Origin of the sequence: Candidatus Jidaibacter acanthamoeba (assembly GCF_000815465.1) — a bacterium.
GTDB classification, from domain to species: Bacteria; Pseudomonadota; Alphaproteobacteria; order Rickettsiales; family Midichloriaceae; genus Jidaibacter; species Jidaibacter acanthamoebae.
On sequence record NZ_JSWE01000035.1, the window covers coordinates 1 to 1847 of the forward strand.

At 31.0% G+C, this 1847-nt stretch carries 3 protein-coding genes; all 3 read right to left on the minus strand.

The features are described from left to right. Positions 1-224: 224 nt before the first annotated feature. Positions 225-623: a type II toxin-antitoxin system VapC family toxin gene (locus NF27_RS00475; RefSeq protein ID WP_039454457.1), complete on the minus strand. Its 399-nt coding sequence runs from the start codon at positions 621-623 to the stop codon at positions 225-227. Beyond that, entirely contained in the window at positions 623-901 is a 279-nt protein-coding gene (locus tag NF27_RS00480; protein ID WP_039454459.1) for an AbrB/MazE/SpoVT family DNA-binding domain-containing protein, read from the minus strand. The genes NF27_RS00475 and NF27_RS00480 overlap by 1 nt, the downstream gene beginning before the upstream one ends. Positions 902-1485: 584 nt before the next feature. Further along, positions 1486-1847: tetratricopeptide repeat protein (locus NF27_RS00485; protein ID WP_039454643.1), on the minus strand; the 362-nt coding region annotated here is incomplete at its 5' end.

Below are 1847 nucleotides of genomic sequence, written 5' to 3' on the forward strand. Positions count from 1 at the left end.
ATTTTATGCCAAAGTAGTGTTATTACTTTTAATACTAAATAAAAACTATTAATATATTGTTAATAAGTACTCCTTAATAACAGCTTTATTATTGCAACTTTAGAAGATTTAAACTTTAACTTTTCAGCTTAATTATCGCTATGGTGTGGTTTTTACAAATAATGTCAGTAATATAAATTATTTTTATATGTTAAGGATAATGATATCAATATTAGTTGCTATCGCTACCTTATTAAGTGTACTTTTAGGTTCTCTATTTCCAGTTTTTCCCATATTTTATCTGCGGTGTAAACAGGATACCCGGTGATTATAGCTAATGCTAGGCATGCCCTGTCTCCCAATGATAAGCCTAGAGCTTTAGTCTGAGAAAGCATATTTGCTGTAATATATGCATATTTGTTATCAAAAGGTACTGTGCTAGGGACTAAATGGTCTATTACTTCTTGAATTTTATCTATTTCCATTGCACTTGCTGAGACTAAAAATCTTGCTACCTCAGCAATGTTTACACTAGACATGATTGCATAAGGCAATAAATCCTCTACTACTTCACAACCTTTTTCATCCCCAAGTAAAGCAATCAATGCTGAAGCATCCAATATAATATTCTTATTATCTTCCATTATAAATCCTTAGTTTGATGATTTCTTGATTCTTCAAGCTGAGATTCCTGCCTTCTCATTTTTATAAAACTATCAACTAGAGATCCTTCAGGTTTTTTATACTTTTTGATAAGCTCTTGAGCTTCTCTGATTACTGATTTCATGCTAACCATTTTGATTTCTTCTTCCGTAGCACGTAATGTTAAAGTGTCACCCGGTTTTAAATTCATTTTCTTTCTAATAATAGCAGGTATTAATACTCTACCATGGATGTCTATTTGGGTTCTTATCTCTTGCATAACTTATCTTAATTAGAAGTGATTTGTATTAATATAGCACATTGTTTAAGATGAACCAATAAATAATATTAACTATATTCCACGTAATAAGGCATAACAATAAATAATGGCGCAATATAAGCTGATGGTATATCTCATAAAGCCACCACACTTTCATCTCTTATAAAGGATCCTTTTTGAGAGGAAAAATTTAGAAAGTACTTTTAAGAAAGTTGTAGGTAGGGCGCTGGATTCTAAAATAGATACTAACCTTATAAGCAAAGCTTCCGACCTGTACATGAGCATAAAATCAGAAGTGTTATATACTTGACTCCATACACGGTATCACAACCAATATATTGGGGTGCAATTTTAGGTTCATTATTTATAGAATCCTGGCCGAAAATCATGATTAAAACAAAATAAAATTAAGTTACTTAACGTTATGCAATTTAATATAAAATTAGCTATAGCTACCATCGCCTGATTATCCATACGAGAGGGACAAACTAATACCTCAACCTGGCAGTTACTAAGTGCCAGTAGCAGTCTCTCTTAATATCCTTATTAATAATTTGCGGAACGTATCCTGACCATACCCCATATTACATCATAATACATCTATTATTTTCTTTTTCTATATTTAGTAGGAGTAAGTGTGCAAAGGATATTTTTGCTTTATTACGTCTATAAATTTCATTTTCAGGGCTTAACTCTATTGCTTTATTATAATTACAAAGTGCTTCTTTGTAGCTTCCTTGATTGTAAAATGCAAGACCTCGATTATTATAGTAATTGGCATTATTAGGATCTAATTCTATTGCTCTGCTAAAATCAGCAATTGCTTTCTTATACTTACCTTGAGCATAATAAGCATTACCTCTACAGTTATAATCCTCATCATTTCTAGAATTTATACTGATAGCCGCATTAAAATCTTTTATAGCATTTTCATAATCTTTAAGCT

Coding starts and splice junctions, on each gene's coding strand:
- NF27_RS00475 (WP_039454457.1), bottom strand. CDS start 623: ATGGAAGATAATAAGAATATTATATTGGATGCTTCAGCATTGATTGCT.
- NF27_RS00480 (WP_039454459.1), bottom strand. CDS start 901: ATGCAAGAGATAAGAACCCAAATAGACATCCATGGTAGAGTATTAATA.